Raw genomic sequence first — 23,621 nt, forward strand, 5'->3', positions numbered from 1 at the left:
CACCGCCTCGCGGATTTGAGGGCGCGGCAGCGCGGGGCAAAAGGCCAGCGCCGCGTCCAGCACACGTTCGGCGACCGCGTCCGGCGATAAGCCGCCGGCAATGTCCTGCACAACATGGTCCGCTAGGAGGCTGATGAGGCCCGGCTTTAGCCAAGCTGGCAGGTCGCTCGGAGGATCCGCCGAGGATGCACCGCTCATGGCGCATCATACGCATAGGAACAATACAAGAACAAGCGGAGCAGAACAGCGTGGAAACCTGACTTGCACGTCTGACTTGCACGTCAGTTGCACGTGTTCCCGTTGGGTTCACGTTCAGCAGGTCTAACCGATTGATTCGATTGGTGGGCGCTGTAGGGCTCGAACCTACGACCCGCTGATTAAGAGTCAGCTGCTCTACCAACTGAGCTAAGCGCCCGCGCCATCAAGTGGCGAGGACGGCCGTTTAGGCGGTGGCGGCGGGTTTGTCCAGCCCAACCCGCCCGAACTCATGCAGCCCCGCCATACCCTCCGTTCAGGGCTGGTCCCGCGGCGCGACCAGTTCCGCCTCCCGGTGCACATGCGCCGACATCAGCAGGCCGAACCCCACCATCGCCGTCAGCATGGCCGACCCGCCATGGCTGATCAGCGGCAGCGGCACGCCGCCCACCGGGATGGCGCCGGTGACCATGGCGATGTTGACGAAGACATACAGGAAGTAGTTCGTCGCCAGCCCCACCGCCAGCAGCCGGCCGAACTGGTGCCGGCTGCGCAGCGCCACCAGGAAGCCGAAGGCCACCACCGTCGCCAGCAGGCCGAGCACGCTCAGCGCGCCGACCAGGCCGAATTCCTCGGCCAGCATGGTGAAGATGAAGTCGGTCTGCTTTTCCGGCAGGAAGTTCAGGTGGCCCTGCGTGCCCTGCAGGAAGCCCTTGCCCCAGAAGCCGCCGGAGCCCAGCGCGATCTTCGACTGGATGATGTTGTAGCCGGCCCCCAGCGGGTCGCTCTCGGGATCCAGGAAGGTGGTGATGCGGGCGCGCTGGTAGTCGTGCAGATGCTCATAGGCGATCGGCGCCGCCACCCCCGCCGCCGCCAGGATGATGGCGAATTTCCACAGCCGCACGCCGGCGGCGAAGAACACCGCGCCGCCGACCATCAGCGTGATCAGCGCCGTGCCCAGGTTCGGCTGCCGCAGGATCAGCGCCGCCGGCACCAGCACGGCGACGATGGGCGGGATCAGGAACAGCGGATTGCCGATCCGCTCCCAGGACGCCTTGTGGAACCAGGCGGCCAGCGCCAGCACCAGCATGATCTTCATCAGCTCGGACGGCTGCAGCTGGAAGCCGCCCAGGTCGAGCCACCGCTGCGCCCCGCCGCCGACCTGGCCGTGGAACGCCACCAGCACCAGCAGCCCGACGCCCGCTGCATAGCCAAGCCAGGCGAGCCGCGCGATCAGCCGGATGTCCACCAGCGCGATGGACAGCATCAGCACCAGGCCGAAGCCGAAGCGGATGGCATGCTTGGCCGCATAGGGCTCCGCCGCGCCGCCGCCCGCCGAATACAGCGCGACGTAGCCAACCACGCCGACCCCGCACAGCACCAGCACGAACACCCAGGGGATCTGCCAGAGCTTCTCCAGCACACCCGTGCCGCGTTCGCGGGCGAGCAACCGTCGTTCGAATATCACGGCCGCGCCTCCGCCACCCGGGCGCCGAAACCGCCGGGCCCGGGCCGCAACTGCTGGAACGCCTCCACCAGCACGTCGCGCGCCAGCGGCGCCGCGGCGGCGCTGCCGCTGCTGCCATGCTCGACGATGACGGACACGGCAAACACCGGGTTCTCATGCGGCGCATAGGCCACGAACAGCGCATGCGGCCGCCATTCGCGCGGCACCTGGCTGACGTTGAAGCCGCGTTCCCGCTGTTCCCGCGTCACCCGCCGCACCTGGGTGGTCCCGGTCTTGCCGGCCACCGCGCCCATCACCGGCGGGATGCGGGCGACACGGGCGGTGCCGCCGGCCTCGTTCACCACCGCCCACATCGCCTCCCGCACCAGGCGGAGGTTGGCCTCCGGGATGCCGAGGCTCGGCCAATCCTCGGCCCGGGTGCCGCGCACCGGGCGGCCGCCGATGCTGCGGGTCAGATGCGGCTGCACGGCGCGGCCTGTGGCCAGCCGCGCCGTCATGGTCGCCAGTTGCAGCGGCGTCAGCTGGTAGAAGCCCTGGCCGATGCCGTGCACCACCGTATCGCCCAGCGCCCAGGACCCGCCCTGCGCCTGGCGCCATTCACGCGTCGGCATCAGCCCGGCGCGGATGCCCGGCAGCTCGATCTCCAGGGGCACGCCGAGCCCGAAGCGCCGGCCCATGGCGGCGATCCGGTCGATGCCGAGCCGCTTGGCCATCTCGTAGAAATAGACGTCGCAGGAGACCTTCAGCGCGCTGCGCATGTCCATGCTGCCATGGCCGCTGCGGTTCCAGCAATGGAAGCGCGACGCGCCGAGGTCCATGTGGCCGGGGCAGTACACCCGTTCCCCCGGCGTCACCACCCGCGCCTCCAGCGCCGCCAGCGCGACCACCATCTTGAAGGTGGACCCCGGCGCGTACAGCCCGTTGGTCGCCTTGTTGATCAGCGGCGTGCCGCGGTGGCGGGTCCATTCCCGCCACTGCGCCTGGGACACGCCGGCGTTGAACAGGTTGGGGTCGAAGGACGGTTGCGTCGCCATCGCCAGCACCTCCCCGTTCCGCGCATCCATCAGGACGACGGAGGTGCCTTCCTCGATCTTGCCGCGCAGCGTGCGCGTCAGCGCCGCATCGATGGAAAGCTGCACCTCCTGGCCCTGCACGCCCTCGCGCCGATCCAACTCCCGGATGATGCGGCCGACGGCGTTGACCTCCATCTGCACCGCCCCCGCCCGGCCGCGCAGCGCCAGGTCGTGGTGACGCTCGACGCCGGATCGCCCGACGCGGATGCCCGGCAGTTCCAGCAGCGGGTCGCCATCCATGTCGCGTTCGGCCGGGGGCGCGACGTAGCCGACGATATGCGCCAGGTGCTCGCCTTCCGGGTAGATGCGCGTGGTGCCGACATCGACGCTGATACCGGGCAGGTCCGGCGCGTTCAGCTCGATCCGCGCCATCTCCTCCCAGGTCAGGAAATCCCGCACCGTCACCGGCACGAAGCGGCGGCGGCGGCGTACGTCGCGCTCGATTCGGGTGCGCTCGGCCTCGGTCAGCGGCACGATGCGGCTGAAGGTCTCGAGCGTGGCCGCCACATCGGTGGTCTGTTCCGCGGTCAGCAGGGCGCGCCAGTTCAGCTGGTTGCCGGCGATGACCTGGCCGGTGCGGTCCAGCACGCGGCCGCGCGGCGGCGCCAGCAGCCGGGCCGAGAGGCGGTTCTCCTCGGCCAGGGTCGCATAGCGCTCCCCCTGGTCCACCTGCAGCCAGTGCAGCCGGTGCGCCAGGAAGCCCAGCAGCCCCATCTGCCCCAGGCCCAGCGCCAGGGCACGGCGGCTGAAGATGCCGCGGACCCGCTCCTCCTCCCTTTGTTTGCGGGACATGAATCTAGGCCCTCAGACGGCGGGCGGCGGCATCCGCCGCCCTGCCTTCGCGCCCTGCACTAGCAGGCTGGTGGCACGTCCTGTCTGGGCGCGGGCCGCATTCGCGGCCTCGGGCCGCGGAAGGGCGCGGCCCGCCTGCGGTGGGGGCAGGGTGTCGTGGGCAGGTCACGCCACCTCCTCCGCCTGCCGCATCACGCCATGGATGCGGCTGAGCACGAAGGCGAAGGGCGGGTACAGCCCGGCCGTCAGCACGGCCTGGTGCAACGCGGGGGCGAAGGCGGGCAGGCTCCAGGCCAGCAGGGCAGTCAGCAGCCAGCCCATCGCCGCGGTGCCGACCGCGAAGGTGCAGAAGGCCAGCCAGACGGCGAGGAAGGATTGCCGCACCAGGAAGCGCCGCCAGGCCACCGCCACCGCATGCGCCACCAGCAGCGTCACCACCCCGATGCCGAGCGGCGACATGGTCAGCAGGTCCTGCAGCAGCCCCAGCACGAACACCGCCGGCGGCGGCATGGCGCCGGGGCGGAAGACGGACCAGAAGACGATGCAGGGCAGCGCCGCCGCCGGCACCATCGCCGGCACCCCGGTCGGCCCCGCCGCCAGCACCATCAGCAGCACCGTGCTGAGCGAGGGGAACACCGCCCGCGCCAGGTCGTCGAGCTGCCGCAGCAGCCCGGGCGAGGGTTCCTTGCGGCCGACCATCAGGACCCGACGCGATGCAGCATGGGCGGGCGCTCAGCGCCGTGCCCGCGGCTCGGGGCGCGCGATCGCCTCCGGCGGCAGGATTCCGCCCAGGCCGAAATCGAACAGCCGCACCACGTCCAGCCGGTCGGTCCGCGCGAACAACTCCACCTCCGCCACCCCGCCCTCGGTCCAGCGCACCACGCCGACCGGCAGCCCGGCGGGGAACTCCACGCCCTCGGCGCTGGTCACCACGCGCTCGCCCTCCGCCGGGCGGCCGCCCTCGGACCAATGCTGCAGGCGCGGCCGGGCGCCGTTGGTGCCGACCATCATGGCGCGCAGGCGGCTGCCCTCGAGCGTCACGGGAAGGCGGCTGTTCATGTCGGTGGCCAGCAGCACGCGGGCGGACCGCGCGCCCACCTCCGTCACCCGCCCGGCGAAGCCACGCTCATCCAGCGCGATCTGGCCGCGGCGGACCTGGATCTCGGGCGGCACCGTCAGCAGCACGGCGCGGGCATAGACGCCGCCGCCATCGGCCACCACGCGGGCGGTGTGGAAGGCCGGCGCCCGTTCCGGCACGAAGTCCAACTGCCGCCGCAGCATCGCGTTCTCCGCCTCCAGCGACAGGGCGGCGGCCTGCCAGCGGCGCAGGCGCTCATTCTCCTCCACCAGGCGGGCATTCTCCTCCCGGAGTTCCAGCAGGTGGCCGAGTTCTGCCACGCCATCCCGCACCGCACGCGCCGGTTCGGCGAAGGCGGCGTAGAAGGGCGCCAGCGCATCGGCCAGCAGGATGCGCGCGCGTTCCGCCAGCAGGGTGTCCGCCTTGCCGAGCAGCATGGTGCCGAAGGCCGCGGCGATCAGCACCGGCAGGGACAGCCGCGCCAGGGCCTGGCGGAGCGGAATGCTCAGTCGGATCACGCCCGCCCCCTACCCCCTGGTCAGCCGCAGGCCCATCAGTACATCGAAGACAGGACGTGGCGAAGTCGCTTCATGTCCTCCAGCGCCCGCCCGGTGCCGAGCGCGACGCAGGACAGCGCATCCTCCGCCACCACAACCGGCAACCCCGTCGCGTCCCGCAGCACGCCGTCCAGCCGGTGCAGCAGCGCGCCGCCGCCGGTCAGAACGATGCCCTTGTCGACGATGTCGGCCGCGAGTTCCGGCGGCGTGTTCTCCAGCGCGACCCGCACCGCCTCGACGATCTGGATCACCGGCTCGTACAGGCTTTCCGAGATCTGCCGCTGGCTGACGATCACCTCGCGCGGCACGCCGTTCATCAGGTCGCGGCCCTTGACCTCCGTCAGCGGGCCTTCCTCGCCCTCCCAGGGCGGCGCGGCGGCGCCGATCTCCATCTTGATGCGCTCGGCGGTGCTCTCGCCGATCAGCAGGTTATGGTTGCGACGGATATAGGAGATGATGGCCTCGTCCATCTTGTCGCCGCCGACGCGCACGGACCGCGCATAGACGATGCCGCCGAGCGAGATCACCGCCACTTCCGTGGTGCCGCCACCGATATCCACCACCATGGACCCCGAGGGCTCCGTCACCGGCAGTCCGGCGCCGATCGCGGCGGCCATCGGTTCCTCGATCAGCAGCACCTTCCGCGCGCCCGCGCTTTCCGCGGATTCCTGGATCGCGCGGCGTTCCACGGCAGTGGAGCCGGAGGGGACGCAGACGATGATCAGCGGCGAGGCGAAGGAGCGCCGCTTGTGCACCTTGCGGATGAAATGCTTGATCATCTCCTCCGCCACCTCGAAATCGGCGATCACGCCATCCCGCAGCGGCCGGATGGCGGCGATGTTGCCGGGGGTGCGGCCGAGCATCAGCTTGGCCTCCTCGCCCACCGCCAGCACCTGCTTCTTGCCGCGATGGTCCGAGATGGCGACGACGGAGGGCTCGTTCAGAACGATGCCCCGCCCCTTCACATAGACCAGCGTGTTGGCGGTGCCGAGATCGATGGCCATGTCGGCCGAGAGGAAGCCGAACAGGCGGGAAAACATGCGGCCGGAACCTTCCTGAGGCGGGTTGGAACACCGCGCCATGCGGCCAGCCCCGACGGCCCGGTACTTGATCCGGTTCGGCGCGACCCGGGTCCGATGGTCCGGCGGGAGGCGTTCCGATACCCCTCCCCCGCCTCCCGCTCAAGTCCTGTTGATCGAAGGCGGCGCGCAATCCGAAATCGCAACGTCTCCTGCAACCGGACCGCTTACGCGACGTTATCGGGGGCAGGACGATGATTAAGGAGATTTCGCTGTGCGCAAGCTTACCATGGTGGTGCTGATGGCGGCCGGTCTGGCCGCCTGCGGCCAGAGCACGGGCGACCGTGCGGTGTCCGGCGGCCTGCTCGGGGCCGGCGCGGGTGCGGCGATCGGGTCGCTGAGCGGCAGTGCGGGAACCGGCGCCCTGCTCGGTGGCGCAGCGGGCGCGGCGGGCGGCGCGTTGACCAGCCCCGGCACGGTCAACCTCGGCCGTCCCGCCTGGCGCTGAGCGGCCAGCGCCGCCCCCCACCCGGCGCCCCGCCGAAGGCGTGGCCGTCATCCCTTGGCCCGGGATGGCGGCCTTTTCGTATCAGGTGCGCCGCCTTCAAATCAGCTGCGCCGCAGCCTTTTCCCTCAGCTGCGCCGCAGCCTTTTCCCTCAGCTGCGCCGCAGCCTTTTCCCTCAGCTGCGCCGCAGCATGCGCCGCAGCGCCGCCCGGCTCCCCGACAGCCCCTCCCCCCGCCCGGCCCGGGCCGGCTTGCGACGCACCTGCAACCGCGCCCCATCCGGCGCCCGCAGCAGTTGCAGGGTGCGGTCGTGGTAGACATCGAGGCCCGGCCGGTGGCCGATCGAGACCAGCGCGGTGCCCGCCAGTTCCTCCCGGAACAGGCGCATCATGGAATCCTGGTTCTCGTCATCCAGCGCCGCCGTCGCCTCGTCCAGGAAGACCCAGCGCGGCCGGTGCAGCAGCAGGCGGGCGAAGGCGAGGCGCTGCTGCTCACCCAGCGACAGCACACGGTCCCAGCGTTCCTCCTCATCCAGCCGCGCCGACAGGTGCGGCAGGGCGCAGCGTTCCAGCGCAGCCATCTGGTCGGCCCCGGGGAAGTCCCTGGGCAGCCCCGGGTAGCACAGCGCGGCGCGCAGCGTGCCGAGCGGCAGGTAGGGGCGCTGCGGCATGAACATCATGTGGGCGCGCGGCGGGATGCGGATCTGGCCGGCCCCCCAAGGCCACAGGCCGGCGATGGCACGGAACAGGGTGGATTTGCCGCTGCCGCTCTCGCCCACGATCAGCACGCGCTCCCCGGCCGCGATTTCGACATTGGCGTCCTGGATCACCACGTTGCCGTCGGAATGCGCCACCTGGAGGTCACGGAAGACCAGCCGCTCCGGCTCCTCGCCGGCGGGTTGCTCGGCGAGGTCGATCCGCGTCTGGCCGGCCATGGCCTCCGCCATGTCGAAGGTGTCCTCCAGATCCACCACGCGCTCCACATGGCTGCGCCAGTCGGCAAGCCGTGGAAAATTGTCGACGAACCAGTTCAGCCCGCGCGTCACCTCGAGGAAGGCGGAGCTGATCTGCATCAGCACGCCGAGCGTGATTGCGCCGGCGAAGTAGCGCGGGCTGGCCACCAGGATGGGGATGACGCCGACCGCCATGCCATAGGCGGAGGTCAGCCACATCAGGTTCCGCTCGCGCCCGTACAACTCCTTCATCACCGACACCACGCGACCGAAGGCGCGCTGCAGCCCGCGATCCTCGTCCGGCTCGCCGCGGATCAGGGCGATGCCCTCGCTGTTCTCCCGCATCCGGATCAGGGCGAAGCGATGGTCGCTCTCGGCCTCGTTGCGGCGGATGTTGATGGAGACCATCGGCCCGCCGATCACCAGCGTCAGCCCCGAACCCACCAGCGCATACAGCAGCGCCGCCCAGACCATGTAGCCGGGGATGTCGAACTCGGTGGCGCCGAAGGCCACGTGCAGCGGCCCCGACAGCGACCACAGGATGCCGAGGAAGGACGCCAGGGTCAGGATCGCACTCAGCAGCCCGATGGCCAGGTCCACCGCCATCGCGGTCGCCCAGCGGGTGTTCTCGCTGATCCGCTGGTCGGGGTTGTCCGCCGCCCCCGGCAGGAAGTTGAGCTGGTAGTGCCGGCCATGCTCCAGCCAGCGATTCTGCAGCCGGTGCACCAGCCAGCGGCGCCAGTTCAGCATCAGCGCCTGGCGTGCCCACAACTGCGCCACCGCGGCGAACATCGCGAGCACCAGCAGCAGGCTGAACATCCACATCTGGCCGAAGAAGGCCACGCGGTCGCGGTTTTCCAGCGCGTTGAAGAAATCCCGGTTCCACAGGTTGAACCGCACCTGCACGCCGATCTGGAACAGCGTCAGCCCGACCACCGCAAGCGTCAGCAGCCAGGCCTGCCGGCGATCCCCGGGCGAGGTGTAGTAGCCGCGCGCCAGGCGCCAGAAGCGGCGCATCAGGCCCTCCTGCGGCGGCTGGTCCGGGGCCGCAGGGATCTGGTCGGACATGGTGCCTCAGCGTGGTCCGGATGTGGTGGGGGAAGGCACCGGGCGCAGCGCGTCGGGCTGTTCGCCCAGCCGGTCCGCCACCAGGGCGCGCCCGGCCTCGCCCTCGAAGCCGCGGCCCTCCGCGGCGAGGCGTGCGCCGGGGCGCAGGAGGGCCGCGAACGGCTCGGCGCCGCCGGGCGGCAGGATCACCACCGTGCCATCCTCCAGCACGGCGCCGGCCAACTGGCCCTGTGGCGCGAAATAGGGGGACCGGACCGCGCCGGACGCCGAGATACGGGCCGCATCCGGGCGCGCGGCGCCGCCGAGGCGCCAGTAGAAGCGGTCCACCACGCCCGGCGTCGCATCCGGCGCCGCGGCGAAGGCCAGCATCGTGATGACCGGCGCCTGGCGGGCGCGGATGCCCCAGACCACCAGGGTCCGGCCGGGCGGGGCGGCGTCCCGCACCGCATCCGCGATGTCGGGTGGGAACACCACCTGCGGCCCCTGGCGGAACAGCAGGGCGTCGGTCTCCCCGGCCGGATTCACCAGGTAGCGCTCGACCGTGCCGGTGAAGGTCGGCAGCTGGGTCGGGTCGAACCAGAAGCTGGCCTGCGGCGGCGCGGCCGGCGGGGTCTGCGCCGCAGCCCCGACGGAGAGCGCCAGCATCAGGACCCAGATTGCCGCGCCCCGCATCGGCTCAGCCCCTGCGGAAGGCCCCGAAGATCAGGCTCAGCAGGAACAGCACGATGAAGATGATGAACAGGATCTGCGCGATGCCGGCGGAGGCCGAGGCGATGCCGCCGAAGCCGAACAGGCCGGCGACCAGCGCGACCACGAGAAAAACCAGCGCCCAGTACAACATGACGATCTCCGGCAGGTGACGATGCCGGAAGAACGCCGGCCTGCCGGGGTGGTTCCGGTCCCGATGCGAAATGGCAACGCTGCCCTCTCGCCCGGGCCGGTCGCTACACCGTGTCCAGGTGCACGCCGCGGGACACCGCCTGGTAGGTGGCGATCGCCAGCGTCGTTGGCTCGAACGGCTTGGTGATGATGAAGGCCGGCTCCAGGTCCTGCCCGGTCAGCAGCCGCTCCGGATAGGCCGTTACGAAGATCACCGGCGCCTGGTGGTGCTTGAGGATGCGCGCCACGGCGGAGGTGCCATCGCCGCCGGCGCCGAGGTTCACATCCGCAAGCACCAGGCTCGGCCGCTCCGCCTCCGCGATCGCCACCGCCTCGTCCTCGGTGGAGGCGATGCCCACCACCTCGTGCCCCGCCGCCTCGACCAGCTGTTGCAGGTCGAGCGCGATGATCGGCTCGTCCTCGATGATCAGCACGCGGGCCACGGCGCCGGCGCGCAGGCGGCTGCGGGCGGCCTCGATGTGGCGGGTCGCCTCCTCCACCGGCAGGCCCAGGACCAGCGCGGCGTGCTGGGTGTCCAATTCCTCGAGCGAAGTCAGCAGCAGCAGCATCCGTCCGGGGCGGCCGATGCCCGGTGAAGGCGCCTCCGGCGTCTCGCCGGCCATGCGGCAGATCGCCGCATACAGCGCGGTGCGGGCGACCAGCGGCCCCTCCCGCGCGCCGTCGACGGTCGGCACCCCGGCCCGCAGAGCCTGGCCGACCAGCCCGTCACCCTCCGCCTGGGAACCGGTAAGGGCCCGCGCGAAGCGGCGCGCATAGGGCAAGGCCCCGATCAGCGCGGCGCGGTCGATCTCGCTCATCGCCTTTTCATCTCCTGAATGAGCGGCGCGCGCTGCCGCTGGGCTCACAGGCTTGATATGCAGGGTCCCGTGGATGAACAAGACAAGCCCGGCGCCCAGCGCGCCGTGATCGCGCAGTTGTTGCCGGAACTGCGCGCCGCAGCCCGCATGCTCGCGCGATCGAGAGCCGAAGCCGACGATCTGGTGCAGGAAACCGTGCTTAGGATGCTGCGGGGGCTGCCCGGCTTCGTGGCGCCGCCGGAATTGGCGCATGACCCGCAGGCGGCGCTGCGGCCCTGGGGGCTCACCGTCCTGCGCAACACCTTCCGGGAGGGCTGGCGTCGCGCGCGGCGGGAACGCGACCACCTGGAGGCGAACCCGCCGGAGGAGGAAGCGCCGCGGCAGACCGACCAGGAAAGCGCGCATGAGGTGCGTGACCTCGCCCGCGCCGTCTCTCGCCTGCCGCCTTCGATGCGGGAGGCGTTGATGCTGGTCTGCGCCCGCGGGCTGAGCCATGAGGCGGCGGCGCAGATCTGCGGCGTGCCGGTGGGCACCATGAAGGCCCGGGTCTCGCGTGCGCGCCGGGCGCTTGCGAACGCTCTCGCTCCTGTGAACGCCTGACGTCTTCCCGGTGCAACCCTGCCTGCTGCCCGTTCATTCAGTCTGCATCGAGCATGGAGCGGACAATGCCCAACGAGTTCCACGGCCAGGTCATCGCACTTCTCCCCCGCCTGCGCGTCCAGGCGCTTGCCCTGACCCGCAACCGCGCGGCGGCTGACGACCTGGTCCAGGACGCCGTGGCCAATGCCCTGGCCGCGCAGAACAGCTTCACCCCCGGCACCAACTTCGCCGCCTGGATGCACCGCATCCTGCGCAACCGCTTCATCAGCACGCTGCGCAAGCAGCGCGAGACGACGGATATCGAGGATGTGCCGGCAGGCGCCTTCGCCGTCAGCGCCACGCATGAGGACCGCCTGATCCTGAAGGAATTGGGCAACGCCGTGAACCGCCTGCCCGCCGACCAGCGCGAGGCGCTGTTCATGGTGGTGCTGCAGGGCATGTCGTATGAGGATGTGGCGGAGGCGACCGGCTGCGCCGTCGGCACCGCGAAAAGCCGCGTCTTCCGGGCCCGCCGCCAGTTGCAGACCTGGCTGGCCGGGGAGGAATCCGCCGAGGCGACCACGGCCGAGGGCCGCGCCGCGCAGTTGCCGGGTGAGCCCGGTGGCCGGGTGGCGGGACGCAGCGTCGCCTCCGGCCGGACACGGACGATCTCGGGGGTTGGCGAACATCATCTACTGTCTTAAGTCGAAATGTCCGCGCCACTTCCCACATCCTGGACGGGAGGTCCGCGGCATCGGCAATGGACATGGACAGCAGCGACCGCAGCAAGCCACCGCAACCCCCGGGCGGGCCTACCTCGAAAGCTCGTAGGCCCAAGGGCAATGGCGTGACCGGGGACGCCTTCGATCTCTGGCTGCAGCGCGGGCTGCACCAGCTTTACGACGACGTCGCCTCCGAGCCGATCCCGGATGCGCTGCTGCGCCTGATCGAGGATGACCGGTCCCGCAAGGACAAGTGATCCGGCGCCTGCCGGCTGGCCTGCATGGTGACGTAGCCACCGCGGCACCATGAAAGCATGAGGGCCAGCAGTGCCGAGATGAACAGCAGCCGCGTGATGAATCGGCTCCGGACCCTTCCGCGACCCCAGGCCAGCCTGCGAGGCCGGTTGCTGTGCCTGCTGCTGATCGCCGCCTTTCCGGTGGTGCTCCTGGTACTGGCGGGCACCTATTCCAGCTACCAGGCGGCCCTGCGGCAGGCCAGGCTCGACCTCATCCTGGAACGCGACCTCGCCGTGGCCCTGGTCTCCGGCCGGCTCATGGCTGCCGATGCGACTTTACGCACCCTGGCCGCCACCTGGCCCGCCGGGTGGGATGGCTGCGGCGAAAGACTGGCCGCGGCGGCGCCGGACGGCGTGGAACTGGACGCCGGCTGCAATGATGCTGCCCTGGCCGGCGCTGCGCCCGTGCCGGCTTCAGGCACGGGTCCGCAGCTTCTCGTTTCCTCCGGCGGCGCCATCACCCTCAGGCGGGTGGTTCCAGCCGATCGCCGGGTCATCACAGCCAGGGTCGTGCCGCCGGCCCTGCCGGCTGGGTTGCTTGCCTGGCTCGTGGATGCGCAGAACCGGTCCTGGCCGATCGGCACGCAGGCGCCACGACTGAACGAAGCGCCTCCGGCGGCCGGCCTGGACGCCGCGACCACCACCGCCGCGGATGGAAGGTCGCTGATAGCGGCCCGCGGCATGCTCTCGGACCAGGCCTTCCTGGTCGTGGCGCGGCCGGCCGAGCCGATCCGCGCCGCCGCCCTCCTCGCCGCCTCCCGTCGCCTGGGGGAGGTCGCGGCGCTGCTGGCGCTCAGCATCCTGGCCGTGGTGCTCGGCGCCAACTACGCGGTGACCCGCCCGCTGTCCCGGCTGCGCCGCGCGGTCGCCGCCTGGCGCGGTGGCGGCAGTGCCTTCGAGGTTCCCGGCTCCGATGGCATGCCCGACGAGATCCGGGAGTTGTCCGACAGCTTCGCCGCCGGCGCCGCGGCCCTGGCGCAGCGCGAGCGCGACCTGCAGGCGGCCATCGAACGCGCGGAGATCCTGGCGGCCGAGGTGCATCACCGGGTCAAGAACAACCTCCAGATCGTCAGCAGCCTGCTGGCGCTCCAGGCGCAGCGCGTGACGGATGAGCAGGCGCGGGCGGAGTTCGAGGCGGCGCGGGACCGCATCGGCGCGCTGGCGACACTTCACCGGCACATGTACGCGCATCACGACCCGGAGGCGATCGACCTCGGTGCCTTCATCGAGGAACTCGGCGTGCAGCTGTTCGCCGCCATCGGCGACAAGCCCGGCCGCCGCATCGTGCTGGATGTGGCAGCACCCGAGCTGCGGATCTCTTCCGACCAGGCGGTTCCGCTGGCCCTGATCATCACGGAAGCGGTTTCCGCCGCGCTGAAGCAGGGTTTCCCGCCAGGCCAGGGCGGCCGCATCAGCATCCGCGTCGAGGCCGACGAACGCCGCGCCCGGCTCGCCATCGAGGACGACGGCGTGACGCCGCGGCCGGATGACCAGCTGCGCAACCTGCTGCTGCGCGGGCTGGCAAGGCAGCTGGGCGCGGAGTTGCAGCGGGAGGAGGCGGGGCTTTCGCTGGACTTCCCGCTGCGCCCGCCGACCCCGCGCCCGCCGCCTGCCGTCAGGCCGAAGCCGCCAACGCCGGATTCATCTCCCCCCCCATCTCCGCGGGCGCCGTCCGCGCCCGCTTGACCAGCAGCTTGTTCAGCGCGTGCACATAGGCGCGGGCGGAGGCGACGATGGTGTCGGTATCCGCCCCCTGCCCGTCCACCAGCTTTCCGGCTTCTTCCAGCCGGACCGTGACGCGGGCCTGGGCATCGGTGCCACCGGTGACCGACTGCACGGCATACAGCTTCAGGTTCACGTCATGCGGGAACGCCACGCGGAGCGCCGCGAAGGTCGCATCCACGCCGCCATCGCCGCCGGCCACGCCCTCCCGCGCCTCGCCATCCACGTCCAGCGCGATGGAGGCGATGGGGCGGGTGTGCATGCCGGTGGAGACGGACAGCCCGGTCAGCTTGATGCGGTCATGCGCGCGCACGACCTCGTCATCCACCAGCGCCACGATGTCCTCGTCGTAGACGACCTTCTTGCGGTCGGCGAGGTCCTTGAACCGCTTGAAGGCGTCGTTCATGGCGTTGTCGCCGACCTCGTAGCCCAGCGCCTTCAGCTTGTCCTTGAAGGCCGCGCGGCCTGAGTGCTTGCCCAGCACCAGCGACGACTTGGTCCACCCGACGCTCTCCGGCGTCATGATCTCATAGGTCGAGGAATCCTTCAGCATGCCGTCCTGGTGGATGCCGGATTCATGCGCGAAGGCGTTGCGGCCGACGATGGCCTTGTTCGGCTGCACGTCGAAGCCGGTGATGGTCGCCAGCAGGCGCGACGTCTTCAGGATGTTTCCCGAATTCACCCCGTTGGTCACGGCAATCGCGTCGTGGCGCGTGCGCAGCGCCATGACGATCTCCTCCAGGCTCGCATTGCCCGCGCGTTCGCCAATGCCGTTGATGGTGCATTCCACCTGGCGCACGCCGGCGCGGATCGCGGCGATGGTGTTGGCCACCGCCAGCCCCAGGTCGTTGTGGTTGTGCGTCGAGAAGATCACCCGGTCCGCCCCCGGCACCCGTTCGCGGACGGTGGAGAAGATGCGGTGCATGTCCTCCGGCACCGCGTAGCCCACCGTGTCCGGGATGTTGATGGTGGTGGCGCCGGCCTTGATGGCGGCCTCCACGCAGCGGCAGAGGAAGTCCATCTCGGTCCGCGTGCCGTCCTCGGCGGACCATTCCACGTCGTCCGTCGCGTTGCGCGCCATGGTGACGGAGGCGGTCACCATCTCCAGCACCGCCTCCGGCTCCATCCGCAGCTTGACGCGCATATGCAGCGGGCTGGTCGAGACGAAGGTGTGGATGCGGCCGCGCGCCGCCGGCTTGATGGCCTCGGCGGCGCGGGTGATGTCGCCCGGCGAGGTGCGCGCCAGGCCGCAGACCACCGGGCCGTCCTTGGCGAAGCGCTGCGCGATGGACTGCACACTTTCGAAGTCGCCGGGGCTGGCGATGGGGAAGCCGGCCTCCAGCACATCGGCGCCGAGTTCGGCCAGCGCCTCCGCCATGCGCAGCTTCTCCTCCAGGTTCATGGAGAAGCCGGGGGATTGCTCGCCGTCGCGCAGCGTGGTGTCGAAGATGATGACCCGGTCGGGGTCCATCGTCCCGAAGGACGGATGATTGATGGCCATGGGGGCGTTCCTTGACGAATTTCGTTGAGCCATGCGCGGAGGCAGCACTGCCCCCAGGGTCCCCTGAGCGATGACCGGCCGGTTCCCCTTCTAAAGGAGGCGGCCGGGCGTTACGCCCAGGGGTGGCTAAGTCGAAGGAGGAGGAGCGCGCGCGCCGAGGGGCCAGCCCGGAGGGCGGCATTCAGCTCGGTGCGGGCGGCGCGGGGCGTCATGGCTGGGCCGAGCCTAGCGAGGCCCTGCGCGCGCCGCAAGCGCTGGCGCATTTCCGGGTGCCGGGCCAGCATGTCGGCTGGCCGGGGAGTTCGTGAAAAATGTTCAAGGTGGTGCTGGGCCGGAAATTGCCGGAGGCCGGGATGGCGGTGTTCGCGGCGCGGCCGGATGTGGACCTGGTGGTGCTGGACAATCCGGATGTGGCGGCGTGGCACGCGGCGATCCGCGACGCCGATGGCACGCTGTGCTGGCTGGAGCGCATGGACCGCGCCGCCGTCGCCGCCGCACCACGGCTGCGCGTCGTCTCCCGCATCGGGGTCGGCTACGACACGGTGGAGGTGCCGGCCTGCACCGAGCGTGGCATCGCGGTGATGGTGGCCAATGGCTCCAACGACCTGTCGGTGGCCGAGCACGCGCTGATGCTGCTGCTGGCCGTGGCGCGGCGCGCCGTGGATATCGACCAGCATGTGAAGGGCGGCGGCTGGTGGCCGCCGGGCGGGCTGCGCATGGTGGACCTGGCGGGAAGGCGGGCGCTGGTGGTGGGCTATGGCCGCATCGGCACCCGCGTCGCCCGCTACCTCAAGGCCTTCCACATGGATGTGGCGGTGCTCGATCCCTTCTACTCGCCGCACCGCATCGTGGCGGACGGCTTCCGGGCCGCCCGGGACCTGCACGCGGCGCTGGCGGAGGCGGATGTGGTGAGCCTGCACTGCCCGCTGTCGCCCGCCACACACCACCTGATGGACCAGGCCGCCTTCGCCGCGATGAAGCCCGGCGGCATCCTGGTGAACACGGCGCGCGGCCCGGTGGTCAGCCAGGCGGCACTGGTGGAGGCGCTGCGATCCGGCCAGCTGATGGGCGCCGGGCTCGATGTGCTGGAGGTGGAACCGGCCGAGCCCGGCAACCCGCTGCTGTCCCTGCCCAACGTCGTCATCAGCCCTCATTCCGCCGCCAGCACGGCGGAGGGCATGGACCGCATGGCGCGGATCTCGGCGCAGAACATCCTGGACGTGCTGGATGGCCGCGCCGATCCCTCCATGATGGTGAACCCGGAGATCCTGCAGCGCGGCTGAGCGCCTCAGCCGCAGGCCAGGTTGCGCACCACGCCGTCCTCCACCACCCCGCCGACGCGATCGGGCCGGAAATCCCGCGTCGCCGGCTGGCCCGGCGCCAGCAGGCGGATGGTGCGGATGCCCGGCATGGCAGCGAGCGCCGTGCGCACCTCCGCCTCCGGCCGGCCCGAAAGCCCGGCGACCGCCGCGGCGTGTTCGGCGCAGCCGACCAGGGCCGGTGGCGGCAGCGCGCGGTCCGAGCGCAGCGGAATGGCCATCGGTGACTCGGCGCAACCGGCGGCGAGCAGCAGGGCCGCGAAGGCAAGGCGGGTCATGCGGGCGGGTGTTCCTTCCACCAGTGGCGGGCGATATCGGCCCGGCGCGCCACCCAGACCTCCTCGCGATGCTGCGCGACATGCGCCAGGAAGCGGTTGAGGGCGGCGGCGCGGCCAGGGCGGCCGACGATGCGGCAATGCAGGCCCACGGACATCATCTTCGGCGCGCCGGCCCGCCCCTCGGCCAGCAGCAGGTCGAAGGCGTCGGTCAGGTGCCGCTCGAAGCCATCCGGCCCGGCGAAGCCCGGCGGAACGGCGAACTTCATGTCGTTGTTGTCGAGCGTGTAGGGGATGACGAGGTGCGGCTTGCCTTCCGCGGTCACGTAGTGCGGCAGGTCGTCGTCATAGGCGTCGCTGTCGTACAGGAACCCGCCGTGGCGGGCGACGAGCGTGCGGGTGCGGGGCGAGATGCGGCCGGTGTACCAGCCGACCGGCGCCGTGCCGGTCAGGCGTTCAATGGTCTCGACGCAGCGGGCGATCTCGGCGGCCTCCGTCGCCTCGTCCACCTTGTGGTAGTCGATCCAGCGCCAGGCATGGGATGCGACCTCGTGCCCCGCCGCGGCGAAGGCGCGGGCGGCGTCCGGGTTCAATTCCAGCGCCCGGCCGACGCCATAGACCGTCAGCGGAAAATCCTGCGCGGCGAAGGCACGCAGCACGCGCCAGACCCCGGCCCGCGCGCCGTAGTCGAACTGGCTTTCCACCGTGCGGTTGCGCTCGCCGAGGACGGGCGAGCCGCCGGGCACCTCATGCAGATACAGTTCGCTGCCCGCATCGCCGTTCAGCACGGTGTTCTCGCCGCCCTCCTCGTAGTTGAGCACGAAGGACAGCGCGAGTTTCGCGCCGCCAGGCCAGCGCGGGTCGGGCGGCGTGGCGCCGTAGCCGGCGAAATCGCGGGGATAATCGGTGTCGGCGGCGAGCTTCGTCATGCGCCAAGGCTGCCGGCAGGCTGCGCCAGGGTCAATCGCGCCGGCGAACGGGTACTGCCACCTCGATCCGCCGCAGCGCCGGGATGGTCCAGGGCGGATCGTAGAACCAGGCGATGGGCGCGCCCTCCGCCACCCAGGCCGTGTCCTTCAGCGCGGCAAGCAGACGGGCCTTGGCATCCGCCACGCATTGCGGCGCGGTGCTGCCGGAAAAGCGCAGCACCGCGCAGGTCTCGGGCGGCACCTGCACGATCTGCACGCGCGGGTCGGCCGGCACGGGCGGTTCCTTCAGGGCGGCCGGCAGGAAGAAGCGGATGCGGTGGCCGGCCCGCGCCCTGGCCTGGTCGACCGGCGCGGTCATGGCGATGCGCGCGCGGGCCTGGTTGCCGCCGAAGATGTAGCGGGCCAGGCGGGAAAAGCCCTCGCTGCGGCTGGCGGTCTCATCGGCCGGCACCTCGGTCTCCGCGGCGAGGCGGACGGCGTAGCGGCGGATCTCGAGGCCGCGGGCGCGGTCCAGCACCTCGAAGGGCGGTTCCTCCGTCCCGGTGCGCACGCCGGCGACGGAGGCGACGCCCTGCGCCAAGGCGGTGGCACCGGCGGCAAGGCGTTCGAGCATGGCGAGACCCTCCGGACTGGCCCCTGGATGTGGCGCCGCCGCGCCGTCAGGCAACCGCGGCGAGGCCAGCGGCCGGGCTGGTCAACGGCAGGCCGGCCCGGCACAGCGCGGCGGCCGGCGCCATGCTGGCCTGCGCCAGGGCCACGACGGCCGCGCCACCGCTGAACGCCGCATCGGCGGCGGCGGCGACCAGCGCCGCGTAGCGGTCGGCATCGCCGGCGCGGAAGGTCCTCCAGGCGCCCTCGACCAGCCGCACCTCCAGCGTCGCGCCGTGGCGCGCGGCGGCCTCGGCGAACAGCGCCTCGGTCGGCGCCAGGGTGGTGTGGACGGCGCAGAGCGCCACGACAGGGCCGCCGCCGCGGCAGGCGGCGTCGGCCAGGGCGGCATCGACGCGCAGCACCGGGATGGCGGCGCGCGCCAGGGCAGCGGCCGGACCGAGGGTCGAGCAGGTCAGCAGGATGGCGTCGATGCCCGGCATGGCCAAGGCTTCGAGCGCGGCGGCGGTGCGGGCGGCGATGTCCGCCGTCATGCCGTCGGCGGCCTCGGCTTCTGCCAAAAGATCGTCGCGCAGGTGGTGGCGCAGCGTGAGGTTGGGCGGGCAGGCTTTGTCGAACAGGCGAAGATTTGTGGCGGCGGTGTGGAGGCAGGCGATGGTCTTCATGGCGCTTGCCCCCTCACCCAACCCTCTCCCCCAAATGGGGGAGAGGGCTTTCGGCTTAGTTCTTGGCCTTGTCGACCAGCTGGTTGGTCTTGATCCAGGGCATCATGCCGCGCAGCTTCTCGCCCACTTCCTCGATCGGGTGTTCGGCCAGGCGGCGGCGCGTCGCCTTGAAGCTGGCCTGGTTCACCTTGTTCTCCAGCATCCAGTCGCGGGCGAACTTGCCCGACTGGATGTCATTGAGAACGCGCTTCATCTCCTCCTTCGTCGCGGGCGTGATGATGCGCGGGCCGGTGACGTATTCGCCGTATTCGGCCGTGTTGCTGATCGAGTAGTTCATGTTGGCGATGCCGCCCTCATAGATCAGGTCGACGATCAGCTTCACCTCGTGCAGGCATTCGAAATACGCCATCTCGGGGGCGTAGCCGGCCTCGCACAGCGTCTCGAAGCCCGCCTTGATCAGTTCGACCAGGCCGCCGCAGAGCACCACCTGCTCGCCGAACAGGTCGGTCTCGCATTCCTCCTTGAAGGTCGTCTCGATCACGCCCGAGCGCCCGCCACCGATGGCGGAGGCGTAGGACAGCGCGATTTCCAGCGCGTTGCCCGAGGGGTTCTGGTGCACCGCCACCAGGCAGGGCACGCCGCCGCCCTTCTGGTATTCGCCGCGCACGGTGTGGCCGGGGCCCTTCGGCGCGATCATGAACACGTCGATGTCGGCACGCGGGTCGAGCAGGTTGAAATGCACGTTCAGGCCATGCGCGAAGGCCAGCGCCGCGCCGGGCTTCATGTTGGCGTGCAGGTGGTCGCGGTACAGGTCGCCCTGCAGTTCGTCCGGCGTCAGCACCATGACCACATCGGCCCACTTTGCCGCATCGGCCGGCGACATCACCTTGAAGCCGGCGGCTTCCGCCTTCTTCCAGGACCCGCCCGGACGCAGGCCGATGACCACGTCGGCCACGCCGCTGTCGCGCATGTTCTGGGCATGGGCATGGCCCTGGCTGCCGAAGCCGATGACCGCGACCTTCTTCGCCTTGATCAGATTCACATCCGCATCGCGGTCATAATACACACGCATCGTCGCAGCTTCCTTTGGATTGCCCCTGACTGGGGCCGCTATGCCCCGGTCAGGGGCGGTGATGCACCACTTCGTGGATGAAACCAAGCTTGCGCACCACGGGCGGGCTCAGCACGAAGGGGTAGAGGTCGGGCGTGCCCATGCTGCGGTTCATCGCGTTCATCGCGATGGTCAGCGGCGTCCAGGCGGAGAGGATCTCCTGCATCGAGGCGCGATAGGGGTTGAAGTCCAGGTCGGTCTCCAGCACCCCTTCCTTGTCCAGCTTTGGGCTGATCTTCATGCCGAAGCTGGCCGCCATTTCCAGGCTGTCCACCATGTGCAGGTAATGGGCGAAGCATTCCGCCCAATCCTCATGCGGATGCGCCGCGGCATAGGCCGAAATGAAGTCCCCGCGCCAATCGTCGTTGGGCGGCTTGGCGTAATGCGCCTGAAGCGCCGCGCCGTAGTCCGTGCTCTCGTCGTCGAACAGCGCCCGGAAATCCTCCGTGCGCCCGGTGCGGTCGATCAGCACGATGAAGTACCAATGCCCGACCTCATGCCGCATGTGGCCGAGCAGGGTCCGGAACGGCTCGTTCAGCCGGGTGCGGCGGGCCTCGCGCTCGGCATCGTCGGCCTCGGCGAGGGCGATGGTGATCAGCCCCTCGTCATGCCCGGTCATGGTCGGCGGCTGGCCATCGAGGTCGGCGAGGAAGGCGAAGCGCAGGTCCGGCCCCTCATGCGGCAGAGCGAGCCGGTCCAGCGTGTAGATCAGCCGGCGCTTGGCCGCTTCCATCCGTCGCCAGAGCGGCAGGTTCTCCGGCATGGACAGGTCCGGGACGATCTCGTTCAGCCGGCAGGCCGGGCAGTAGTCGGCCTCGTCCTCGTTCGGCAGCATCCAGTTGCAGGCGTCATGCGCCGCATTGGGGCAGGGCTTCCAGGGCTGGCCGTTGAACAGCGCATTGCCGTCCGCATCGAAGGCCGAAAGCCGCCCCGGCCCGGGCAGGAAGCCCAGCCGGGCGCCGCAATTCTCGCAGGCGGTGTTCTCGAAATGCAGCAGGTTGCTGCAGTTCTGGCAGGCGAAAAGGCGCATGGCATGGGCTCCGGGGTCGGTTCGCCCTGCGAACGGCGTGGAGGCCAGCAAAGTTTCAGACCGTGAGCGCGGAACTGCCCCGCACGATGGCGACCGCGCCCGTGCGGCTGACCTCGGCGAGCCCGATCGGGCGCATCAGCGCGCAGAAGGCGTCGATCTTCTCGGCGTTGCCGGTCATCTCGAAGACGAAGCTTTCCGTCGTGGCGTCCACCACCCGGGCCCGGAAGGCATCCGCCAGGCGCAGCGCCTCCACCCGCGTCTCGCCGCTGCCGACCACCTTGATCAGCGCCAGTTCGCGGACCAGATGCGGCCCGGCCAGCGAGAGGTCGGAGACCTTGTGTACCGGCACCAGCCGGTCGAGCTGCGCCTTGATCTGCTCGATCACCATCTCCGTGCCGGAGGTGACGATGGTGATGCGGGACAGCCGGCGGTCGGCATCGACCGGGGCGACGGTCAGGCTCTCGATGTTGTAGCCGCGGCCGGAGAACAGGCCGATGACGCGCGCGAGCACGCCGGCCTCGTTCTCCACCAGCACCGCGATGGTGGCGGAGCGGAATTTTCCAGAATCATCGGGCATCGGTTTCAGCAGTCCGGCAGGAGGTCAGGGAAGCGGCAGGCGTTTCAGACGAGGACCTTGCCCTCATCCGTCACGCCGGCGACGCCACCCTCCTGCCCCGGGCCGAGGATCATCTCGTTATGCGCGGCCCCCGAGGGGATCATCGGGAAGCAGTTCTCGTCCTTGGCCACGCAGATATCGGCGATCACCGGCCGGTCCACCGCCAGCATCTCCCGGATCACGTCGTCCAGCTGGTCGGCCGAGGTCGCGCGCAGGCCGACGCCGTGGAAGCTTTCCGCCAGCTTGACGAAATCGGGCAGCGCCGCGGAGTAGCTTTCGGAATAGCGGCCGCCATGCAGCAGTTCCTGCCACTGCCGCACCATGCCCATGTATTCGTTGTTCAGGATGAACACCTTCACGGGCAGGCGGTACTGCGCCAGCGTCGCCATCTCCTGGATGTTCATCAGGATGCTGGCTTCGCCGGCAATGTCGATGACCAGCGCATCCGGATGCGCGATCTGAACGCCCATCGCCGCCGGCAGGCCGTAGCCCATGGTGCCGAGGCCGCCCGAGGTCATCCAGCGGTTCGGCTTCTCGAAGCCGAAATACTGCGCCGCCCACATCTGGTGCTGGCCGACCTCGGTCGTGATGAAGGTCTCGCGTCCGGATTCGCGGGTGATCTCATACAGCCGCTTCACCGCATGCTGCGGCTTGATGATCTTGCCCTGCTGGACGTAGCGCAGGCAGTCCTTGCCGCGCCACTGGTCGATCTGGCGCCACCACTCGGCCAGCGCCTCCCGTTGCGGCGGCGCCTTGTCCTCGTTCCAGACCTGGATCATGGCGGCGATGATCTGCCCGGCATCGCCGACGATCGGCACGTCCACCTTGACGTTCTTGTTGATGCTGGACGGGTCGATGTCGGCGTGGATCTTCTTCGAACCCGGCGAGAAGTGCAGCAGGTTGCCCGTCACCCGGTCATCGAACCGCGCGCCCATGTTCAGCATGACGTCGCAGCCATGCATCACGAGGTTCGCCTCGTAGGTCCCGTGCATGCCGAGCATGCCGATGAACTGCGGATCCTGCGACGGGAAGGCGCCGAGGCCCATCAGCGTGTTGGTCACCGGGAAATTCGTCAGCCGGGCGAACTCGCCGAGCAGGCGCGACGCCTCCGGCCCCGAATTGATCACGCCGCCGCCGGCATAGATCACCGGCCGCTTGGCCTGCTTCATCAGTGCCACGGCCTTGCGCACCTGGCCCATGTCGGGCGCCGTCACCGGGCGGTAGGACCGGTGCGGCTGGGCGGCCGGCGGTGCCTCGGCATAGGGCGCCTTGGCGATCAGGATGTCCTTCGGCAGGTCGATCACCACCGGGCCGGGGCGGCCGCTGCGGGCGACATGGAAGGCCTCGTGCACCACCCGGGCGAGGTCCTCGGACCGCTTCACCAGGTAGTTGTGCTTGGTGGCGGGGCGCGTGATGCCGGTGGTGTCGGCTTCCTGGAAGGCGTCGTTGCCGATCAGGTGGGTCGGCACCTGGCCGGTCAGGCAGACCAGCGGGATGCTGTCCATCAGCGCATCCAGCAGGCCCGTCACCGCATTGGTGGCGCCGGGGCCGGAGGTGACCAGCACGCAGCCGACCTTGCCGGTGGAGCGCGCATAGCCTTCCGCCGCATGCACCGCGGCCTGTTCGTGGCGCACCAGGATGTGGCGGATGGCGTTCTGCTGGAAGATCGCGTCGTAGATCGGCAGCACGGCGCCGCCCGGATAGCCGAAGATGACCTCGACGCCCTGATCCTTCAGCGCCCGGAGTACGACTTCGGCGCCCGACATGGTCAGGGGCTGGGTCGCGGCGTGCTGGATGGTGGCGGACATGGGGCTGGGGGCTTTCCTGTGTCTGGCGGACAGG

At 70.4% G+C, this 23,621-nt stretch carries 24 protein-coding genes and 1 tRNA gene; 6 read left to right on the forward strand and 19 right to left on the reverse strand.

Features of this window, described 5'->3' with window-relative positions; genetic code table 11:
- Positions 1 to 339 precede the first annotated feature (339 nt).
- From ACFHPP_RS10850 to ACFHPP_RS10875, 6 genes are all read right to left on the reverse strand, one after another.
- Positions 340 to 415, reverse strand: a tRNA-Lys gene (locus ACFHPP_RS10850).
- 96 nt (positions 416 to 511) lie between these two features.
- Complete coding sequence (gene rodA / locus ACFHPP_RS10855) at positions 512 to 1,663, reverse strand: rod shape-determining protein RodA (protein ID WP_437163287.1); 1,152 nt, start codon at positions 1,661 to 1,663, stop codon at positions 512 to 514.
- The gene (gene mrdA, locus ACFHPP_RS10860) at positions 1,660 to 3,528 is read right to left on the reverse strand and encodes a penicillin-binding protein 2 (protein ID WP_437163288.1); all 1,869 of its coding nucleotides are present in this window, start codon (positions 3,526 to 3,528) and stop codon (positions 1,660 to 1,662) included. Before mrdA ends, rodA begins: the two co-directional genes overlap by 4 nt.
- A gap of 165 nt (positions 3,529 to 3,693) precedes the next feature.
- Positions 3,694 to 4,227 (reverse strand): rod shape-determining protein MreD, encoded by a 534-nt coding sequence (gene mreD, locus ACFHPP_RS10865; protein ID WP_437163289.1) that lies wholly within the window; start codon positions 4,225 to 4,227, stop codon positions 3,694 to 3,696.
- A 33-nt stretch (positions 4,228 to 4,260) separates the two neighbouring features.
- Entirely contained in the window at positions 4,261 to 5,124 is an 864-nt protein-coding gene (gene mreC, locus ACFHPP_RS10870) for a rod shape-determining protein MreC (RefSeq protein WP_437163290.1), read from the reverse strand.
- Positions 5,125 to 5,159: 35 nt separating this feature from the next.
- A complete protein-coding gene (locus ACFHPP_RS10875) occupies positions 5,160 to 6,203 on the reverse strand; it encodes a rod shape-determining protein (protein ID WP_437163291.1) in 1,044 nt (347 codons plus the stop codon).
- 253 nt (positions 6,204 to 6,456) lie between these two features.
- Between ACFHPP_RS10875 and ACFHPP_RS10880 the strand changes: the two genes are divergently transcribed.
- Positions 6,457 to 6,690 (forward strand): YMGG-like glycine zipper-containing protein, encoded by a 234-nt coding sequence (locus ACFHPP_RS10880; RefSeq protein ID WP_430668940.1) that lies wholly within the window; start codon positions 6,457 to 6,459, stop codon positions 6,688 to 6,690.
- A gap of 173 nt (positions 6,691 to 6,863) precedes the next feature.
- Here ACFHPP_RS10880 and ACFHPP_RS10885 read toward each other — a convergent pair whose 3' ends face one another.
- The 4 genes from ACFHPP_RS10885 to ACFHPP_RS10900 form a co-directional block, all read right to left on the reverse strand.
- Positions 6,864 to 8,708, reverse strand: coding sequence for an ABC transporter ATP-binding protein/permease (locus ACFHPP_RS10885; RefSeq protein ID WP_437163292.1), 1,845 nt, complete (start codon positions 8,706 to 8,708; stop codon positions 6,864 to 6,866).
- A 6-nt stretch (positions 8,709 to 8,714) separates the two neighbouring features.
- The gene (locus ACFHPP_RS10890; RefSeq protein ID WP_437163293.1) at positions 8,715 to 9,380 is read right to left on the reverse strand and encodes a hypothetical protein; all 666 of its coding nucleotides are present in this window, start codon (positions 9,378 to 9,380) and stop codon (positions 8,715 to 8,717) included.
- A 4-nt stretch (positions 9,381 to 9,384) separates the two neighbouring features.
- The gene (locus tag ACFHPP_RS10895; RefSeq protein WP_437163294.1) at positions 9,385 to 9,549 is read right to left on the reverse strand and encodes a DUF1328 domain-containing protein; all 165 of its coding nucleotides are present in this window, start codon (positions 9,547 to 9,549) and stop codon (positions 9,385 to 9,387) included.
- Between the two features lie 103 nt (positions 9,550 to 9,652).
- Entirely contained in the window at positions 9,653 to 10,405 is a 753-nt protein-coding gene (locus ACFHPP_RS10900; protein WP_437163295.1) for a PhyR family response regulator anti-anti-sigma factor, read from the reverse strand.
- Positions 10,406 to 10,474: 69 nt separating this feature from the next.
- On the opposite strand from ACFHPP_RS10900, the gene ACFHPP_RS10905 reads away from it, so the two are divergent.
- From ACFHPP_RS10905 to ACFHPP_RS10920, 4 genes are all read left to right on the forward strand, one after another.
- On the forward strand, positions 10,475 to 11,005 hold the full coding sequence (locus ACFHPP_RS10905; RefSeq protein ID WP_437163296.1) for a sigma-70 family RNA polymerase sigma factor: 531 nt from the start codon (positions 10,475 to 10,477) through the stop codon (positions 11,003 to 11,005).
- 65 nt (positions 11,006 to 11,070) lie between these two features.
- Entirely contained in the window at positions 11,071 to 11,688 is a 618-nt protein-coding gene (locus tag ACFHPP_RS10910) for a sigma-70 family RNA polymerase sigma factor (RefSeq protein ID WP_430668946.1), read from the forward strand.
- Positions 11,689 to 11,750: 62 nt separating this feature from the next.
- Complete coding sequence (locus ACFHPP_RS10915) at positions 11,751 to 11,963, forward strand: NepR family anti-sigma factor (RefSeq protein ID WP_437163297.1); 213 nt, start codon at positions 11,751 to 11,753, stop codon at positions 11,961 to 11,963.
- Between the two features lie 96 nt (positions 11,964 to 12,059).
- Positions 12,060 to 13,688: a sensor histidine kinase gene (locus tag ACFHPP_RS10920; RefSeq protein ID WP_437163298.1), complete on the forward strand. Its 1,629-nt coding sequence runs from the start codon at positions 12,060 to 12,062 to the stop codon at positions 13,686 to 13,688.
- Here the strand turns inward: ACFHPP_RS10920 and ACFHPP_RS10925 are convergent.
- Entirely contained in the window at positions 13,618 to 15,225 is a 1,608-nt protein-coding gene (locus ACFHPP_RS10925) for a 2-isopropylmalate synthase (protein ID WP_437163299.1), read from the reverse strand. The two genes, ACFHPP_RS10920 and ACFHPP_RS10925, sit on opposite strands and share 71 nt — an antisense overlap.
- Before the next feature lie 311 nt (positions 15,226 to 15,536).
- On the opposite strand from ACFHPP_RS10925, the gene ACFHPP_RS10930 reads away from it, so the two are divergent.
- Positions 15,537 to 16,508, forward strand: a complete 972-nt coding sequence (locus tag ACFHPP_RS10930) for an NAD(P)-dependent oxidoreductase (protein WP_437163300.1) — start codon at positions 15,537 to 15,539, stop codon at positions 16,506 to 16,508.
- Positions 16,509 to 16,513: 5 nt separating this feature from the next.
- Here ACFHPP_RS10930 and ACFHPP_RS10935 read toward each other — a convergent pair whose 3' ends face one another.
- Genes ACFHPP_RS10935 through ACFHPP_RS10970 form a run of 8 tightly spaced genes read right to left on the reverse strand, consistent with a single transcriptional unit; the run spans position 16,514 to position 23,587 of the window.
- Positions 16,514 to 16,822, reverse strand: a complete 309-nt coding sequence (locus tag ACFHPP_RS10935; protein ID WP_437163301.1) for an I78 family peptidase inhibitor — start codon at positions 16,820 to 16,822, stop codon at positions 16,514 to 16,516.
- On the reverse strand, positions 16,819 to 17,748 hold the full coding sequence (gene puuE, locus ACFHPP_RS10940; protein WP_437163302.1) for an allantoinase PuuE: 930 nt from the start codon (positions 17,746 to 17,748) through the stop codon (positions 16,819 to 16,821). The genes ACFHPP_RS10935 and puuE overlap by 4 nt, the downstream gene beginning before the upstream one ends.
- 31 nt (positions 17,749 to 17,779) lie before the next feature.
- A complete protein-coding gene (locus ACFHPP_RS10945) occupies positions 17,780 to 18,361 on the reverse strand; it encodes an SOUL family heme-binding protein (protein ID WP_437163303.1) in 582 nt (193 codons plus the stop codon).
- A gap of 46 nt (positions 18,362 to 18,407) precedes the next feature.
- Positions 18,408 to 19,022: an aspartate/glutamate racemase family protein gene (locus tag ACFHPP_RS10950; protein ID WP_437163304.1), complete on the reverse strand. Its 615-nt coding sequence runs from the start codon at positions 19,020 to 19,022 to the stop codon at positions 18,408 to 18,410.
- A gap of 55 nt (positions 19,023 to 19,077) precedes the next feature.
- Entirely contained in the window at positions 19,078 to 20,094 is a 1,017-nt protein-coding gene (ilvC, locus tag ACFHPP_RS10955) for a ketol-acid reductoisomerase (RefSeq protein ID WP_430668955.1), read from the reverse strand.
- Between the two features lie 49 nt (positions 20,095 to 20,143).
- Entirely contained in the window at positions 20,144 to 21,163 is a 1,020-nt protein-coding gene (locus ACFHPP_RS10960) for a zinc-binding metallopeptidase family protein (RefSeq protein ID WP_437163305.1), read from the reverse strand.
- A 55-nt stretch (positions 21,164 to 21,218) separates the two neighbouring features.
- A complete protein-coding gene (gene ilvN, locus ACFHPP_RS10965) occupies positions 21,219 to 21,740 on the reverse strand; it encodes an acetolactate synthase small subunit (RefSeq protein WP_437163306.1) in 522 nt (173 codons plus the stop codon).
- Between the two features lie 44 nt (positions 21,741 to 21,784).
- A complete protein-coding gene (locus ACFHPP_RS10970) occupies positions 21,785 to 23,587 on the reverse strand; it encodes an acetolactate synthase 3 large subunit (protein ID WP_437163307.1) in 1,803 nt (600 codons plus the stop codon).
- Between the last annotated feature and the right edge of the window lie 34 nt (positions 23,588 to 23,621).

The organism is Falsiroseomonas sp. E2-1-a20 (assembly GCF_051433195.1).
Classification (GTDB): Bacteria; Pseudomonadota; Alphaproteobacteria; order Acetobacterales; family Acetobacteraceae; genus Falsiroseomonas.

Bases quoted from the DNA above. Each gene is read 5' to 3' on its own strand.
- ACFHPP_RS10885 (WP_437163292.1), bottom strand. From the start codon at position 8,708: ATGTCCGACCAGATCCCTGCGGCCCCGGACCAGCCGCCGCAGGAGGGC.
- ACFHPP_RS10935 (WP_437163301.1), bottom strand. From the start codon at position 16,822: ATGACCCGCCTTGCCTTCGCGGCCCTGCTGCTCGCCGCCGGTTGCGCC.
- ilvN (WP_437163306.1), bottom strand. From the start codon at position 21,740: ATGCCCGATGATTCTGGAAAATTCCGCTCCGCCACCATCGCGGTGCTG.
- ACFHPP_RS10875 (WP_437163291.1), bottom strand. From the start codon at position 6,203: ATGTTTTCCCGCCTGTTCGGCTTCCTCTCGGCCGACATGGCCATCGAT.
- puuE (WP_437163302.1), bottom strand. From the start codon at position 17,748: ATGACGAAGCTCGCCGCCGACACCGATTATCCCCGCGATTTCGCCGGC.
- ACFHPP_RS10900 (WP_437163295.1), bottom strand. From the start codon at position 10,405: ATGAGCGAGATCGACCGCGCCGCGCTGATCGGGGCCTTGCCCTATGCG.
- ACFHPP_RS10930 (WP_437163300.1), top strand. From the start codon at position 15,537: ATGTTCAAGGTGGTGCTGGGCCGGAAATTGCCGGAGGCCGGGATGGCG.
- ACFHPP_RS10970 (WP_437163307.1), bottom strand. From the start codon at position 23,587: ATGTCCGCCACCATCCAGCACGCCGCGACCCAGCCCCTGACCATGTCG.
- ACFHPP_RS10925 (WP_437163299.1), bottom strand. From the start codon at position 15,225: ATGGCCATCAATCATCCGTCCTTCGGGACGATGGACCCCGACCGGGTC.
- ACFHPP_RS10915 (WP_437163297.1), top strand. From the start codon at position 11,751: ATGGACAGCAGCGACCGCAGCAAGCCACCGCAACCCCCGGGCGGGCCT.
- ilvC (WP_430668955.1), bottom strand. From the start codon at position 20,094: ATGCGTGTGTATTATGACCGCGATGCGGATGTGAATCTGATCAAGGCG.
- ACFHPP_RS10950 (WP_437163304.1), bottom strand. From the start codon at position 19,022: ATGAAGACCATCGCCTGCCTCCACACCGCCGCCACAAATCTTCGCCTG.
- ACFHPP_RS10890 (WP_437163293.1), bottom strand. From the start codon at position 9,380: ATGCGGGGCGCGGCAATCTGGGTCCTGATGCTGGCGCTCTCCGTCGGG.
- ACFHPP_RS10945 (WP_437163303.1), bottom strand. From the start codon at position 18,361: ATGCTCGAACGCCTTGCCGCCGGTGCCACCGCCTTGGCGCAGGGCGTC.
- ACFHPP_RS10920 (WP_437163298.1), top strand. From the start codon at position 12,060: ATGAATCGGCTCCGGACCCTTCCGCGACCCCAGGCCAGCCTGCGAGGC.
- mrdA (WP_437163288.1), bottom strand. From the start codon at position 3,528: ATGTCCCGCAAACAAAGGGAGGAGGAGCGGGTCCGCGGCATCTTCAGC.
- ACFHPP_RS10960 (WP_437163305.1), bottom strand. From the start codon at position 21,163: ATGCGCCTTTTCGCCTGCCAGAACTGCAGCAACCTGCTGCATTTCGAG.
- ACFHPP_RS10910 (WP_430668946.1), top strand. From the start codon at position 11,071: ATGCCCAACGAGTTCCACGGCCAGGTCATCGCACTTCTCCCCCGCCTG.
- mreD (WP_437163289.1), bottom strand. From the start codon at position 4,227: ATGGTCGGCCGCAAGGAACCCTCGCCCGGGCTGCTGCGGCAGCTCGAC.
- ACFHPP_RS10895 (WP_437163294.1), bottom strand. From the start codon at position 9,549: ATGTTGTACTGGGCGCTGGTTTTTCTCGTGGTCGCGCTGGTCGCCGGC.